Here is a 14,494-nt window from a genome sequence, read left to right on the forward strand (position 1 = left end):
CGTCATGCTTCGGGCGGCAGCGCCTCGATGGTGCGTAGCGCCTCAGCGACGATGCCCTGTCGCTTGTGCAGGTCGGCCATGCGGTTGGGCGTTTCCATGTTGAGGGCGAAGAACACCGGGCCGCTGGGGCGTTCGACCCAGCCCACCCACCAGCCGAGCTTACCGCTCCAGCCGGTCTTGCCGCGCAGGATCCAGTCGCTGCCGGCGCCGACGATCATCAGGTCCTTGACCAATCGCTGGTCGGCCTCGTCGAACGGCAGTTCGTTGCGATAGAGCCGCTCGAGGAACTCGATCTGTTCCTCGGCGGAGATCTCCAGCATGCCCTCCTCCAACCAGAAGTTCTCGACGTCGTCGCCGATCTCGGCATTGCCGTAGTCGATCGCCTCCAGGTAGCGCCGCTCCCTCTCTTCGCCGAGTTCCCGGGCGAATTGCTGGTAGAGCCATACGACAGAGAGGCGCATGCCCGAACGCAGATCATGGTCGGCGTTCCACTGCGGAAAGTCTCGCTCGACGCCATCCCAGGGAAAGACCTGAAACTCGTCCTCCACCACATCGGCATCGAGCACGAACAGGGTATGCGGAATCTTGAAAGTGGAAGCGGGCAAGAAGCGCTGCCGGGCACGCTCCTCATCGTGCACCAGAATGTCCTCACCACCTTCTCGCCTGTCGACCACCAGCAGGGTGCCGCTGGCCTCGTTGGCAGTGAATATCTCGCGCCAATCGGCGCGCTCCTGCCAAGTGTCGGCCACAGCGGCAAGAGGGGTCAGGGCCAGCACCAGGGCACCGCCCATCAAGATTCTTTGCGTCAGCCTCAAGTATTTCAGGGTCATGGTTCCATCCGCTCGTCTTGGGTTGTCGTGATTGGGTTAAGCGACGCGTCGGATGGCAGATTAGCGGTACGCTGCCGGGGCTCACAAACCATGATATCTTGCCTGAGACATAAACTGAGCTAGGGCTTATGACCCGACCCTATCTGCCGCTCAACGCCCTACGTGCCTTCGAGGCCTCGGCCCGCCACCTGAGCTTCACCCGCGCCGCTGACGAACTGAACGTGACTCAGGCGGCGGTGAGCCACCAGGTCAAGCTACTGGAGGAACGCCTCGACGTGGCGCTGTTCAAGCGCCTGCCTCGCGGGCTGATGATTACCAGCGAGGGTGAGGCACTGCTGCCGGTGATGCGCGATGCGTTCGATCGCATGGCAAACATGCTGGAGCGGCTCGAAGGCGGCAAGCTACGCGAGATTCTCAACGTGGGTGCGGTGGGCACCTTCGCCGTGGGCTGGCTGCTGCCGCGCCTGGCGCGCTTCCAGGCCGAGCATCCATTGGTCGAGGTTCGCCTGTCGACCCACAACAACCGGATCGACCAGGCCATCGAGGGGCTGGACTACACGATTCGCTTCGGCGATGGCGCCTGGCACGGCCTGGAAGCGACCCGCCTGTTCCAGGCGCCCCTGTCGGCGCTGTGCGCGCCGCACATCGCCAACCGGCTGCGCACCCCGGCGGACCTCATGCACCACACGCTACTGCGCTCTTATCGCGAAAACGAGTGGACGAGATGGTTCACCGCAGCCGGTATAGCGCATCCGCCTGCACGAACTCACGCCATCGTATTCGACTCTTCGCTGGCGATGATGGAAGCCGCGGTGCAGGGCGCGGGCGTGGCCCTCGCCCCGCCGCGGATGTTCGCCCGTCAGCTGGGCTGTGGCGAGGTCATGCAGCCCTTTCCTGTTCATGCCGCGCTGGGCAGCTACTGGCTCACGCGGCTCAAGTCGCGCACACCGAGCGCCACCATGGAGGCCTTTCAGGCGTGGCTGCTCGACGAGATCTTCCAGGCTTACGGCGACGAGGCCTAACCAATGCCAGCGCGGGTCTCCAGGCGGCCCAAGCGCCTTGTGTGCTAGCCTGTGCGCTGCCAGGCGACTCATCCAGCGCTCACGAGGCCGATATGCTGCGACTCTCCAACACCGTGGAATTGCCCGACCACGAGATCGAGATCAGCCAGATCCGCGCCCAGGGCTCTGGCGGTCAGAACGTCAACAAGGTTGCCTCCGCAGTACACCTGCGTTTCGACATCCCAGGCTCGAGCCTGCCGCCCTTTTACAAGGAGCGACTGCTGGCGCTGTCCGATCAGCGCATCACCAAGGAGGGCGTCGTGGTGCTCAAGGCGCAGGGTTACCGCACCTTCGAGCAGAACCGCGAGGATGCCCTGGCGCGGCTCAGGGCGCTGATCCAGGAGGCGGTGAAGACACGCAAGGCGCGCAAGCCCACCAAACCGACCCGCGCCTCGAAGCGCAGACGCGTGGATAGCAAGACGAAGAAGGGGCAGACCAAGGCGTTGCGCGGCAAGCCCAAGATTTAAGGATACCGATCTCTGCGTAAGAATCGCTCGCCGATTGGTCCAGACTCCCGGTATCAAACCGCCGGCTGCTAGGCTAAGGAGGCGTATGCCGAACCGAGGAGAGTCGATGCCATCGCCGAAAGTCTCACGCACGTTGCCCCCCGGCCTGGAGCGCCTGCATCTCGCGTGGGATTTGCTCGTGATCGTGCTGGTGGTGGCCAACCTGACGCTGCTGCTGTTCGATAGCCTGTTTCTCCTGCCACCACTGAACGATGCCTTTGCCGCCGTCGCACCGGCCCTGCATGGCGCCTATGATCGCCACGTGCATGCCAACTTCATCGAGATCGACCTCGTCTTCGTCGCGGTCTTCATTCTCGACGTGCTGCTGGGCTGGGCCGCGGCCATCGCCGAGCGCCGCTATCACCGCTGGTTCTTCTACCCCTTCGTGCACTGGTACGACGTACTCGGCTGCATCCCTCTGAGTGGCTTCCGCCTGCTGCGCGTGCTGCGCATCTTCTCGCTGCTCTTCCGCCTGCAACGGCTGGGGTTGATCGACGTTCGCCGCTGGCAGCTCTACGCCTTCTATGCCAAGTACTACGAGGTCTTCTTCGAGGAGCTTTCCGATCGAGTGGCACTACGCCTGCTGAGCAACATGCAGGAGCAGATCCGTTCCGGCGACTCTCTATCGACCCGGGTCATCGACCGGGTGGTGATGCCGCGCAAGCAGCAACTGATCCAGGAGATCACCTCCCGCCTGGAGGAGATGACTGGCAGCGCCTATGCCCGCAACCGCGACGATACGATGCGCTACGTCAGCGCACTGGTCGGGCGTACCGTAGCCGAGAGCCAGGAGATAAAACGCCTACGCAAGCTGCCGATGGGCGAGCTCGTCGCACGCGGCATGGAAACGAGCCTCGCCGACCTGGCCTGCCGCCTGGTCCACGAGGCGATGGAAGGACTGCGCTCACCTGAGTTCAAGGCGTTGCTGGAGCGTCTCACCGAGAGCGGTTTCGATAGCTGGGTGCAGGTAGACAAGCGTACCGATCGGGTGACCGAACAGGTGCTTGTCGACATGCTCGAGCTGACCAAGGAGCAGATCGCCGTGAAGCAGTGGCGAAACCGCTACGAATAAGCAGCTAGCTCTGCCTTGCACGCAGCGATTCGCTCGCACAGCCATTCGCTCCTATGGATGTCTCGCGCTGAGGATATGATGTACCCCACCGCAGTCGACCATCGGGTCCTCGCAGTTGACGACGATTTCCGAGCGGGCCAGCACGTAGCTCTTGCCGGTGATGGTGTTCTCCACCACCTGATGCCCACTGCCGGCTTCGCGTGCCTCGATGAACTCACCGATGAAGCCCGTCTCGCGCAGCGAGATGGTTTCCAGCTTGTCGCCCGGCTTGATGGAGCCCTCATACTGCATCAGCGCCAGTCGCGCCGAGGTGCCGGTCCCGGTGGTGCTGCGGCAGATCACACCGGGGTGAACGTAGGTCGCCGAACGCGAGCGATAGAAGTCGTCGGCCACTTGCTCCACCGGCCCCATGAAGTGCAGGAACGGCAGCGGCCCCACGTCGCCCAGGGTGTAGTGCGAGAAGCCGCTATGGGCCTGGATCGCCTCGACGATGCGAAACGCGCACTCGGATAACGCCCGCTCCTCCTCGCGTTTGAGCGAGAAGCCCAGCTCGGCGGCGTCCACCAGGGCGTAAAAACCGCCGCTGTAGGCGATGCTGTAGGTCACGTCGCCCACGGCGGGTACGTGGATGCGTGCCCGGTGAGTGTCGATGTAGCTCGGCAGGCCACCGCAGGTGATTGCTTCCACCACCCCGTTTTCCACCCTGGCCTCGATCTGCACCAGCCCGGCCGGCGATTCGAGGGTGAAATGCTGTATGCCTTCCCGCTTGGGGATCAGCCCGGTCTCGAGCAGCGCCGTAGCGGTACAGATGGTGTTGGAGCCGGAATAGATCGGATAGCCCATCACTTCCATGATGATATAGCCCATTCGTGCCTTGGGATCACAGGCCGGCACGATCAGATCCACCGACATCTCGGGGATACCGTAGGGCTCGTTGAGCAGCAGCCGGCGCAGACCGTCGGCGTCGTTCTCCAGATATTCCATCTGTTCCCGCACGGTACCGCCGGGCAGCGGGTCGATGCCGCCGATCACGATACGGCTGACGTCGCCGCCGGCGTGGGTGTCGAGCAGTTGCAGGGTGAGTTCGTGGCTCATGCGTTGTCCTTGGAAACGTTGCCCTCGAGCGCGAAGGGCGCCCCATGCTCGGCCCACTGTGAATCGGGCACGATGACGATCTTGCCCAGGTAATTGCTGCCGCGATTGACGAAATAGCGCTCCGCCTGGTGCAGTTCGGAAAGCTTGAAGGCGGCGTGCAGTACCGGCTTCAATTGACCACCGCGAATCCACTCCACCAGTTGCTCGGCCTCTTCGCGGGTGCCGTGGGAAACGCCGAAGATCTGCACCTGATAAAGGTAGATGCGGGTCCACATGATCTCGCTCAGGTTGCCACCGCTGGCACCGGCGATGGAGAGCCGCGGATAGGTGGCGCGGGCCTTCATGTCGCCGATCATGGTGTCGATGAATAGATCGGTCATCTCACCGCCGACCAGGTCCATCACGGCATCGATGGGGGCGCCACCGGTGGCCTCGAGCACGCGCTCGACGAAGGTGGACAGATCACCGCGATCGATCACCGCCTCGGCGCCCAGCCCGAGCAGCGAGTCCGCCTTGTCGGGCTGGCTCACCGCATAGGGAATCGCGCCGACGATGCGGCACATCTGGATCAGCGCGGCGCCCACACCGCCGCTGGCACCGCTGACCAGTACCCGTTCGCCCGCCGCCACCTTGGCCGAGGTCATCATGTGGTAGCCGGTCTGATAGGAGCACATGCCCATCGCTGCCAGCTCGGCGTCGGCGAGCTCCGGATTGGGCACATGATGGAACTGATCCGACGGCACGGCGACGTACTCGGCGTAACCCCCATCGGCACCGTGGCCGTAGTAGTCGGGCGTCAGGTTGATGTCGCGGCGCTCGTCCGCGTAGAGGTTGAAGTCGAGCAGGCCGCGCTCACCGATGCGCGCGGCGCTCACGCCCTCGCCCACCGCCACCACGCGCCCAGCCACGTCGGCGCCCTGTATCCTGGGGAAGGTCAGGGTCGGCTCGCCACCCATGGCGAACGAGGTCACCTCACCCTTGTCCTTGGTCGGGTAGAGCCCTTCACGGGCCTTGCGGTCGGTGTTGTTCTTGGCCGTGGCGGTGACCTGCACCAGCACCTCGCCCGGCCCCGGGCGCGGAGTGGCGACGTCGTCGCGATAGACGAGCTTGTCGATGTCGCCGTGGCCGGTCAGGACCATGGCGTTCATGGTGGCCGGAATGGTCGGCACGTTCTCTATAGGCACGGTGGTCCTCCTGGCTGAGCCTCGATGGCGGTCGCTTTCCACGCCCGGTTCATGTGGTTCCTCTTGCCTTCCATCGCCCCTGCGTTTCCAGGCAACGACATGCCGAAAAGCCAGCGCGCTGTTCGCGCCGACAGGGCGTCGTGGTGGAACGGAAAAACGAATGAGGTGGGAGCAGCCTGACCGGCGTGTCGATATGGGGCAGATTGAATCATGCCCTGCCCCGGGCTGCATACTGTTGAACCAGTGGATTTTTTTCTGTTTTCGCGAGGTTCGAGTGGGTGTTCTTTCTTCCCATGAACTTCCTGCCAGTCGGCGAGACGAGCCGACATCACCTGGGCTAAGGCATAGCAAACGCTAGCTCGCTATCCTTACAGACAGGAATGGGCTGAGGTGAAGGAAAACACCATGAACTATTGGCTTATCGTCAATGACGCCGCTGGCGATGGACGCCGTGGGGAGCATCATTGGCGGGAGCATCTGGAGGCAGCCGGCCTCAAGCACCTGCGGGTCGGCCAACTCAAGGATACCGAGTGGGAGCGGGAGATCGAGCCCGGCGACCGGGTGTTGGTGGCCGGCGGCGACGGCTCGGTCGGCCGGGTCGCCACGGTCTGTATCGAGCGGAAGGCTACCATGGCCGTGCTGCCCTCCGGCACGGCAAACGATTTTGCACGCAACCTGGTCCTGCCCGAGGATCCGGCCGAGCTGTGCCGTCTGGCGGTGTCCGACCATACGGCCAGCGTGGATGTCGCCTGGATCAACGGCCGGTTGTATCTCAATGTCGCCCATATCGGGCTTGGCACCATGCCTGCTCGCGAGGCCACGCATGAGCGCAAGCAGCGCCTGGGACGCTTCAGCTACCTGATCACCTTGGCCCAGCGGGCAAAGTTGCAGCGTGGCTTTTCCGGACGGATCGAATGCGACAATGGGGTCGTCGAAGGGCGCTGGCTGACCATTGCCATCGCCTCGGGTGCCTATTTCGGCGGTGGTCATAGCATCGCCGAAGCTCGCATCGACGACGGTCAGTTGGACGTGATAGCGGTGCGACATCGCTCATGGTTCAGGGTGTTGCTGGCATTTCTTGCTACTCGCCTGATGGGGCATATGCCGTATCAAGATGACACTCTGGTGCATCTGCAATCGCCCCAGTGCCATATCCGGCTGCAACAGGCCCGTACCCTGACCGCCGATGGCGAGACGCTCGGGCGCATGAGCAACGTCTCGGCATTTACCCGACGCGGCGTGCTCCGTGTCGTCTGCCATCCCCTTGCTGCGTCCCAACTGGCCACGCTGCACCCAGCGGAAGACAGGCCTCCCGGATTCGATGCTCCCATGGTGCGTCCCGACCCGCTCCAGGGCCGTGATGAAGCCGGCCGCTAGGCACCGGGGCCACGGGCATCTCACGAGCATGCGACCTTTCGAACCTGAAAAGGGCATCGCCTCGACGATGCCCTGGCATGCTCACACTGAAACGTGCCGGCGTGATCCGCCAGCATCAGTGCATGTTCAGTGGTAATGCTTGCTGCAGTTGGCAATCTCACGCGCCATTTCGTCGTCCTCGCAGCGATCGGCGATGTCACTCAGTGTCACCACACCGACGAGGCTCTTGTCGTTCTGATTGTTGAGTACCACCAGACGCTGCACTTTCTGTTCCTGCATGTTGCGCAGCACGTCCTTCACGTCCTGGTCCTCGAAGGCGTATAGCACCTCGGTAGTAGCGATGGAACTCGCTTTGTCGTCCGGGTTCTTGCCTTCGGCCAGGGCACGAACCGTTAGATCGCGATCCGTGACGGTGCCCATGATCCGGTCATCCTGAACCAGCGGCTCGAAGCCGGAATTGTCCTTGCGCATGCGCTCGGCAACCTGGCGAATGGTAGCGTCGGCCGGGCAATAGTCGGGACGCTTGGTCATTACTTCGCGTACTTGCATGATCACACCTCCTTTCTCAACATGTTGCGCGGCGAAGGCCGCGCTGCTTCCTGCTGAATGCCTTGCCTACAGAAAAAATAGTTCGCCGGAGTGCACGCATCAAAACGAACTCTGTCTTGGTTTATTGCCGTCGGTTAAGAGAGGTTTCCTCCATTATTTGACGCCCCTCCCGCGGCTGCTAGCTTGACTAGCGAAGCCCAGCCACAACGACCGAAGACAATAATGGGGGGCGCCATGACCAGAAGGGATTCCTGCACCTGGCACTTGCTGGGTGCCCTGCCGCTGATGCTGCTTCTCTCCACACCAGGTCAGGCACAGACGAGCGACGAGCTGCCCCGCCTGGAAAGCGCGGAGTGCCCGACCGAGGCCCTCCGAGAGTTGGGCGCGACCTGCCATACCTTTCACGCCCCCGAGAATTGGGAAGCGCCCGACGACAACACGATCTCCCTGCCCGTGGCGGTGATCGAGCCGGAGGACGGCGAACCGGACGAGGACACACTCCCGGTATTCTTCTTCCCCGGAGGCCCGGGCTACTCCTCGCTGGGAGAACTCGAGTACATGGAGCAGTTGCTCGAAGACATCGGCAACCGCACCCTGGTGACCATGGATCATCGCGGCTTCATCCATGCCGAACCGGCACTTGAGTGTCCTGATTACGCTGCGGTATCGCCCTACCACAACATCATCCATACCCCGGCCATTACCGCCTCGCTGGAGCCAATGCATCGGCTGGGAATCATTACCTCGGCGGTGGAAGCGTGCTATCGCAAGCTGACCGAGGAGGGACACGATGTCAGCCAGTACAACAGCCATGCCGTCTCTCGAGACGTGGACGAGCTCCGTCGGTTGCTCGGCCATGAGCGGATCGACGGCTTCGGCTCCTCCACCGGCAGCGGTACCCTTGCCTCCTTTATTCAGTACCACCCCGAGAGCATCCGCGCCGCCATCTTCGGCTGGCCGTGGTTCAACCATCTGCGCAACCGCCCGCCGGTGGACGAACTCTATACCGCCAAGCAGACCTTTACCGATACCCTGGCCCTGTGCGCCGCTGAGGACGAGGCATGCCGGGAGATGCTGCCCAACTGGATGCAGGCCTTCGACCGCGCCCGCTACATGCTCGATGCCCGCCCCTACGTGGCCCACGTCGCTACACCCTATGGCCGCACGGAGACGCTCTACTTCGATGGCGCGGCCTTGTTCGACACGCTCTACCTGACGCTGGCCTCCGATTATGCCGAGCTGCCGAGCCTTCTTGCCGATATCGGGGCCGGCGACTACTCACGGCTCGAGGCGTTCTTTCGCACCGAGGACTACGACCCCGAGCCCGAGGCACCGAACTATGCGCTCGGCTATTTCCTCGCCCATGTCTGTAGCGATATGGGCACGAACCGCCCAAGCCGGGATGCCTCCATTTCCGCCGTGAAGCGCGATCCTGCGGTGCTCGGCTTCGAGCCACCCTGGCTGTGTGCCTGGTGGGGCGAGGATGGTGACGTGCCGGCCGAACACAACGATCCGCCAGTGAGTGAGACGCCGGCACTGGCGATTCATGGCGAGATGGACCCATGCTGCGGAACGCGCTGGAGCCGTCATCTCCAGCGAACCATGCCCAACCTGCAATATGTGGAATTACAGGCACTCGGCCATAACCCCGTCAACGAATGCCGTTCGACCCTGATCCAGGCCTTTCTCGACGATCCGGACAGCCCGGTCGACGCCAGCTGTCGCGATGAAACCTCCCGCGAACCCTGGGTGATAGAGCCTCCCGCAGTGGCGGAGAGCGGCGATACATGAGCGGACCATCACCATCAGGCCTGTTGCGGTGCGCGCAGCAGCCAGGAGGCCATGGCCACCAGCGGCAGACCGATGAGCGAGCCAGGGTATGCGCCGAGTAACAGGCTGGCTCCCAGGCCGGTGAACAGCGCAACGCCACCGGCCGCGATGCGTTGCGCCCCCTGCGCGGCGGCGACCTCCTGTCTGCGCTGGCGCTCGAAGAGCCCCACCACGAGCATCACCGGCACCACCATCAGGGTACATAGCCCTATCCAATCCAGGCGGCCGAGCCAGAAGCCCGGCTCGCCCGGCATGCCGGCGTCTATCGGCCAGCCCAGGCGCTGGCCGATCCAGGCCGCCGGCAGCTCGGCGAGCTTGTGCCAGAGATAGAGCTGCAGGCCGAACGCCCCGAACAGGGCCATCCAGCGCCCCAGATGCCGACGCTGCAGAAAGGTGCGCACGGGTTTTTCGAACACCATCACCACCCCGACCTGGAGCCAGACCACGCCGCACAGTGCCAGGGTCGGCGGCAACAGGTTGGTATCGCCGCCCAGGTCGCCGTTGACCATCGATGCGGGGTAGCCGAGCGCCACGGCAAGCAGCAGCCAGGCCAGTCCGAGCAGTGCCATGCCCATGCCGCGCCGGCGCCCGCGCAACCGACCGTTCCACCAGGCGATCCCCAGCAACTGAGGCGCGATCCAGAACAGCAGCGCGTTGATCCAGGCGAAGTGGTCATGCGCATCCGTGACCAGAGCCCCGAAGCGCCCCAGGTCGTTCAACGACTCGGGGCTGGCTCGCAGCAGGTCGACGGACGCCATGAGCAGAACCAGGCCGACTACCGCCTTCACTCCCCAATGCCGCTCGACCCAGACGCAGGCCGGCAGCAGCAGCTGTACGCCCAGCAAGACCCCCAGAAACCACAGATGTATGGTCAACGAGTAATTGAGCTCGCCCAGGATGCCCTCCCGCGTGTAGGAGGAGACCAGAACCACCGCGACCAGAACGGACAGGTAGGTCACGGTGGGCCTGGCCAGCCCCAGGCCGCGCTCCGCCCACCAGTGTGCGTGAGGCTCGCCGGCCCGATAGCGCTGCCACACTCCATCCGAGCTGACCGCGGCGGAGACGAAGACGAACAGCGGCACTACCTGGACGATCCAGGTGTAATAACCCGCCGGCGCCCAAGCCGCGAGGATATGCCCGGTGTCCACCAGCTTGCCGCCTTCGATCCGCGGCAGTGTCGCCACCCAGTGCCCAAGCACCACGATCAGCAGGGCGATGGCACGCAGCGCATCGGGATAGGGGTCGCGTGCGGTGGCCATCTCTCTCCCCTCCCGAGCGGATAGACGAAACGCCCGCCTCGCCAGCAGCCTAGACGACGCCGACCCGGCCAGCCAAGACGCGTTCGATGCGCGAGAGGTTTGTTGCTACGTTGGGGAAGCATGACATCGCTAAAGGATTAGTATGAGGAAGGTACTAACCCGCCGTGTTCGAGCGCCGCGTATTGCAGCGCACAGGCCTACGCTCCTGGTATTCGTGGTTGGCCTGCTGGTCAGCCTACCGAACGTCGTATCGGCGCAATCCGGACAGGTCGGATTACCTGGCGTGGCGACCTGTGGCGCGCATCGAGCGACGGCGGCGAGGCGGTGCGCCTGACTCGTCACAATCTCGACGACCTGCACTCCAGTTGGAGCCCGGACGGCGAGTGGATCGTGTTCGCCTCGATGCGCGACGGCTATCTCAATCTATGGCGCATGCGCCGAGACGGCAGCGAACTCGCACAGTTGACCCATGGCGACCAGCACCTGCGCAATCCCTCCTTCGGCCGCAACGAGGACGGCGAACCGGTGATCACCTTCTCGGGCATGCTCGAGGCCGACGTCTACCGCGACCAGCGACCGTACCTGCTCTCCCCGGAAGGTGGTGATTACACCCGGCTGCACGACGCCTTCGGCTCCGAACCGCAACTCTCGCCCGACGGTCAACGCGTCGTCTTCACCCGCGGAGGCGCCTATCATGACTGGAACCGGCGCCATTACCGTGGTCCGGATGCCATGAACGTCTGGCTGCACGAGCTCGGCACCAATCGTTTCGAGCCGCTGACCGAGCGCAACGGCGATGACGGCATGGCCCGCTGGGTCGATGAGGACACCTTGCTGTTCATGTCCGACCGCGAAGACCAGACGGTCAACCTCTACCGCATGGAGCTCGACACAGAGCGCACGATCGAGCGGCTCACCGAGCTCGATCAACGTGACCTGCAGTATTTCGACGTCTCCCGGGATGGCAGCACCGCCGTGCTGCAAATATGGGACACGCTGCTGACGCTCGACCTGGAGGCGCCGAACGCCGAACCCGAGCCCATCAACCTGCGTGCGCCCGACGATGGTCGCGACATTCATGCCCTGCGGCGTATCGATCGAGACGTCAGCGAGGCGGCCTTGAGCCCTGATGGACAGACCATGGCCTATATCGCCTATGGCCGCGTCTACGTGCGTCACGTCGATGAGCAGAGCCCGACCCGACTGGTCACGCCAGGCACCCATGCCCGGCACCACAGCCTGGCCTGGTCGCCCGACGGCCTGCAGCTCTATTTCGTCAGCGACGCCGACGGTAGCGAATCGATCTACGAGGCGCGGGTGGCACTGACCCGGGATGAGGTGCGTCGCAGCCATGAACGCCAGCGTGCGCGCAATCGTGTCTCCGCCCGTCACTGGGATGGCGATACCACCGTCTCGCTGGCCTCGGCGAGCCCCGACGTCGACCCCGAGCTCGACGTCCCGGAGGACACCGAGGCGGACTACGACCCCGATCTGGCAGTACGCGGCGAGGAGCCGGAGGACCCCTTCGCCCCGCAGGATCCAGGCTTCATCCTGGACCCCGTCCTGATTCCGCAACCCGGCGATCCCAGCGATGTGCCCCCCGCTACCCAGGAGCCCCAAGCGGAAGTCGAGAGCATCCCCGAGGAGGAGCTGGAGGAGGAGCCCCCCGAGGATCTTCCCACCAACCGCGACCCGACGCGCTGGCACGATGCCATTCAGTTCGACGTCAGCCCGGTGGTTGTCGGTGACAGTAACGATCGTGATGTTTCACCCTCACCGGATGGGCGCTCCCTGGCCTTTCGCCGTGGCCGCGGCGACCTGGTGATCCTCGACCTCGAGAGCGGCGAGGAGCGCATCCTGGTCGAAGGCTGGGACAGCTTCATGCAATGGCGCTGGTCTCCCGACAGCCGTTACATTGCCTACTCCCAGAACGACCTCGACTTCAGTGCCAATATCTTCGTGGTACCGGCGGATGGCTCGGGAGAGCCGGTCAACATTACCCGGCATCCACGCAATGACCTCAATCCGCGCTGGTCGGAGGACGGTCGCAAGCTGACCTTCATCTCCAATCGCTCCGGCGAGAATTACGACCTCTACCGGGTCTATCTGGACCGCGAAATCGAGACCTATACGCCGCGCGAACTCAGCACCTACTATCGCAATGCCCGTGAGGAAGCGCGGAGCCGCTCACCGCTGCCGGTCGACGGCGAGGCTGAACCAGTAACGCAGGATGCTGCGGAACTCGACCTCGAGCACGCCTGGCGTCGCATCGAGCGTATCACCGCCACCCCGACCCACCAGACGGCCAACGAGATGACCCCGGGGGGCGACCGCTACGTCTTCAATGACGGCAGCGCAGGGCTCATGGCGATGGACTGGGACGGCAGCAACCGGATCCGTATCGGCCCCAGGGCCAACGTTCAGCAGCTCAACATTACCGGCGAGCAGGTGGTCTACATCGTCAATGGCCGGGTTGGCGTAGCCAATCTTTCCGGCAACGGCTCCCCCCGCTACCTGGACATTTCCGATCGGCTGCGCATCGATCTGCGCCAGCAGGCACTGCAGAAGTTCCATGAGGCGGCCCGTGTCATCGGCGAGAACTTCTACCGCACCGACCTCAAAGGCCTCGACTGGCCCGCCGTAGTCGCGGATTACGCCTCGTTGATTCGCCGCGCGCGGACTTCCAGCGAATTCAGCGACATCGCCAACCGCCTGATGGGTGAGCTGGCGGCGTCGCACATGGGCGTATCCAACCCCGGGCCGGTATCGGCGCTGCGTGAACCCTCGGGAAGGCTGGGTATCGAGTACGAAAGCATCGTCTCGAAGCAGGACGGGCGCCTCGGCTATCGCATCACCGAGGTGATACCGGAGGGACCGGCGAACCGCGGCCCCATGCCCCTGGCCCGTGGGGACATCATTACCAAGATCGGCTTGCAGCCCTTCGAGGAGAACGAGACCCTGCTACAGCGATTGAGCGGCCAGGTGGACCAGGAGGTGATTGTCACTTTCGACCGTCCGGGCGAGGATGGTTATACTGAATACCACACCATGCTGCGCACGGTGGGCCTTTCCGAGCTCGCCCGCCTGAAGTACGACGCCTTTCGCGAGGAGAGCCGGCGCCGCGTCGACGAACTCTCCGACGGCCGGCTCGGCTATTTGCATATCCAGGCCATGAACCAGACCTCACTGGAGGGTTTCCAGGGCGATCTTTATGCCGCGGCGGAAGGCAAGGATGGCTTGATCATCGACGTGCGCAACAACGGCGGTGGCAATACCACGGACCGCATCCTGACCTCTATCATGGCGGGTGAACATGCCTACACGATCCCGGCGGGCGCCGATCGCAACGAGACCGGCCACTACCCGCAGGACCGCCTGGATGCGCCGCGCTATACGCTGCCGATCAACATGCTGGCCAACGAGAAGAGCTATTCCAATGCCGAGATCCTGGCGCATGCCTTCACCACGCTCGATCGCGGCAGGCTGGTCGGTCAGCAGACGTACGGCGGAGTTATCTCCACTCTCAGCCACACCCTGATCGACGGGGCCACCGTGCGACGTCCCTTTCGCGGCTGGTACCTGCCGGACGGCACCGACATGGAACACAACGGCGCCATACCGGACCTGCTGGTCGAGCAGACGCCGCAGGACGAAGTGGCCGGGCGCGACCGTCAGCTCGAGCGGGCGGTGGTCGACCTGCTCGAACGTATCGATGGGGAGGAGTAACGCTC

General features: G+C 63.9%; 11 protein-coding genes. 6 read left to right on the forward strand and 5 right to left on the reverse strand.

What is annotated here, in order from left to right; translation table 11 throughout:
• Positions 1-2: 2 nt before the first annotated feature.
• The gene (gene blaOXA, locus HBJ55_RS09735; RefSeq protein ID WP_167113591.1) at positions 3-791 is read right to left on the reverse strand and encodes a class D beta-lactamase; all 789 of its coding nucleotides are present in this window, start codon (positions 789-791) and stop codon (positions 3-5) included.
• 167 nt (positions 792-958) lie between these two features.
• On the opposite strand from blaOXA, the gene HBJ55_RS09740 reads away from it, so the two are divergent.
• The 3 genes from HBJ55_RS09740 (at position 959) to HBJ55_RS09750 (ending at position 3,469) form a co-directional block, all read left to right on the forward strand.
• Positions 959-1,852 (forward strand): LysR family transcriptional regulator, encoded by an 894-nt coding sequence (locus HBJ55_RS09740; RefSeq protein ID WP_167113504.1) that lies wholly within the window; start codon positions 959-961, stop codon positions 1,850-1,852.
• 92 nt (positions 1,853-1,944) lie between these two features.
• Positions 1,945-2,358 (forward strand): alternative ribosome rescue aminoacyl-tRNA hydrolase ArfB, encoded by a 414-nt coding sequence (gene arfB, locus HBJ55_RS09745; protein WP_167113506.1) that lies wholly within the window; start codon positions 1,945-1,947, stop codon positions 2,356-2,358.
• A gap of 106 nt (positions 2,359-2,464) precedes the next feature.
• Positions 2,465-3,469, forward strand: a complete 1,005-nt coding sequence (locus tag HBJ55_RS09750) for an ion transporter (protein ID WP_167113508.1) — start codon at positions 2,465-2,467, stop codon at positions 3,467-3,469.
• Between the two features lie 51 nt (positions 3,470-3,520).
• On the opposite strand, the gene HBJ55_RS09755 is transcribed toward HBJ55_RS09750, so the two are convergent.
• Positions 3,521-4,564, reverse strand: a complete 1,044-nt coding sequence (locus HBJ55_RS09755; RefSeq protein WP_167113510.1) for a proline racemase family protein — start codon at positions 4,562-4,564, stop codon at positions 3,521-3,523.
• Positions 4,561-5,712: an alcohol dehydrogenase catalytic domain-containing protein gene (locus tag HBJ55_RS09760; protein WP_167113593.1), complete on the reverse strand. Its 1,152-nt coding sequence runs from the start codon at positions 5,710-5,712 to the stop codon at positions 4,561-4,563. Before HBJ55_RS09760 ends, HBJ55_RS09755 begins: the two co-directional genes overlap by 4 nt.
• Positions 5,713-6,153: 441 nt before the next feature.
• On the opposite strand from HBJ55_RS09760, the gene HBJ55_RS09765 reads away from it, so the two are divergent.
• Entirely contained in the window at positions 6,154-7,125 is a 972-nt protein-coding gene (locus HBJ55_RS09765; protein ID WP_167113512.1) for a diacylglycerol/lipid kinase family protein, read from the forward strand.
• A gap of 126 nt (positions 7,126-7,251) precedes the next feature.
• Here the strand turns inward: HBJ55_RS09765 and HBJ55_RS09770 are convergent, their stop codons facing one another.
• Positions 7,252-7,674 (reverse strand): CBS domain-containing protein, encoded by a 423-nt coding sequence (locus HBJ55_RS09770; protein ID WP_167113514.1) that lies wholly within the window; start codon positions 7,672-7,674, stop codon positions 7,252-7,254.
• Positions 7,675-7,908: 234 nt separating this feature from the next.
• Between HBJ55_RS09770 and HBJ55_RS09775 the strand changes: the two genes are divergently transcribed.
• On the forward strand, positions 7,909-9,465 hold the full coding sequence (locus HBJ55_RS09775) for an alpha/beta fold hydrolase (protein ID WP_240936052.1): 1,557 nt from the start codon (positions 7,909-7,911) through the stop codon (positions 9,463-9,465).
• A 14-nt stretch (positions 9,466-9,479) separates the two neighbouring features.
• Here the strand turns inward: HBJ55_RS09775 and HBJ55_RS09780 are convergent, their stop codons facing one another.
• On the reverse strand, positions 9,480-10,763 hold the full coding sequence (locus HBJ55_RS09780) for an acyltransferase family protein (RefSeq protein WP_167113516.1): 1,284 nt from the start codon (positions 10,761-10,763) through the stop codon (positions 9,480-9,482).
• Between the two features lie 324 nt (positions 10,764-11,087).
• On the opposite strand from HBJ55_RS09780, the gene HBJ55_RS09785 reads away from it, so the two are divergent.
• Positions 11,088-14,489, forward strand: a complete 3,402-nt coding sequence (locus HBJ55_RS09785; RefSeq protein WP_206022438.1) for a S41 family peptidase — start codon at positions 11,088-11,090, stop codon at positions 14,487-14,489.
• Positions 14,490-14,494 lie beyond the last annotated feature (5 nt).

The sequence above is a fragment of the Billgrantia bachuensis genome (assembly GCF_011742165.1).
GTDB classification, from domain to species: Bacteria; Pseudomonadota; Gammaproteobacteria; order Pseudomonadales; family Halomonadaceae; genus Halomonas; species Halomonas bachuensis.

Bases quoted from the DNA above. Each gene is read 5' to 3' on its own strand.
- blaOXA (WP_167113591.1), bottom strand. From the start codon at position 791: ATGGGCGGTGCCCTGGTGCTGGCCCTGACCCCTCTTGCCGCTGTGGCC.
- HBJ55_RS09740 (WP_167113504.1), top strand. From the start codon at position 959: ATGACCCGACCCTATCTGCCGCTCAACGCCCTACGTGCCTTCGAGGCC.
- arfB (WP_167113506.1), top strand. From the start codon at position 1,945: ATGCTGCGACTCTCCAACACCGTGGAATTGCCCGACCACGAGATCGAG.
- HBJ55_RS09750 (WP_167113508.1), top strand. From the start codon at position 2,465: ATGCCATCGCCGAAAGTCTCACGCACGTTGCCCCCCGGCCTGGAGCGC.
- HBJ55_RS09755 (WP_167113510.1), bottom strand. From the start codon at position 4,564: ATGAGCCACGAACTCACCCTGCAACTGCTCGACACCCACGCCGGCGGC.
- HBJ55_RS09760 (WP_167113593.1), bottom strand. From the start codon at position 5,712: ATGAACGCCATGGTCCTGACCGGCCACGGCGACATCGACAAGCTCGTC.
- HBJ55_RS09765 (WP_167113512.1), top strand. From the start codon at position 6,154: ATGAACTATTGGCTTATCGTCAATGACGCCGCTGGCGATGGACGCCGT.
- HBJ55_RS09770 (WP_167113514.1), bottom strand. From the start codon at position 7,674: ATGCAAGTACGCGAAGTAATGACCAAGCGTCCCGACTATTGCCCGGCC.
- HBJ55_RS09775 (WP_240936052.1), top strand. From the start codon at position 7,909: ATGACCAGAAGGGATTCCTGCACCTGGCACTTGCTGGGTGCCCTGCCG.
- HBJ55_RS09780 (WP_167113516.1), bottom strand. From the start codon at position 10,763: ATGGCCACCGCACGCGACCCCTATCCCGATGCGCTGCGTGCCATCGCC.